Genomic DNA, 540 nt, shown 5'->3' on the forward strand with positions numbered 1-540 from the left:
CTCCGAATACGACCGAATTGACGCCCTCACCGTTGAAGTGGAGTAGCTGCATGGACATCCGACCCATCCGAACCGAAGCCGATTACAAAGCCGCTCTGAAGGCGGTTGCGCCATTTTTCGACCAAGAGCCTGCGGCCGGGACCGAAGACGCCGATCGATTCGAGGTGATGCTCGCGCTGATCCAGGTCTACGAGGCAAAGAACTACCCGATCGATCCGCCCGATGCCGTCGAGGCAATCAAGTTTCGGATGGAGCAGCAGGGCCTCTCAGTGAAAGATCTGGAACCGTACATCGGCCAACTCAATCGGGTGTATGAGGTCTTGAATCACAAGCGGCCTTTGACGCTGCGCATGATCCGCAAGATCCACAGTGGCCTTGGGATCCCGGCCGAGGTCTTGATTCATGCCAGCGACGACGAGAGGTTCGAGCTCGCAGCGCAGCGCTGAGAATCAGCAATGGTATGGCGTAGCCGTTGATGTAGTTGATTCCGAGCCAGTGGTCTGCAAGAGCGAGTTGCTGGCAGCCTCGAAACCGTCTGGC

General features: G+C 57.8%; 1 protein-coding gene. It reads left to right on the top strand.

The genetic code is table 11. From position 1 onward, the window contains the following. A partial coding sequence (locus AC1DTN_RS39015) for a helix-turn-helix domain-containing protein (RefSeq protein WP_477925596.1) occupies positions 1-446 on the top strand: 446 nt, incomplete at its 5' end. Positions 447-540 lie beyond the last annotated feature (94 nt).

The organism is Rhizobium sp. 01T444 (genome assembly GCF_056398305.1).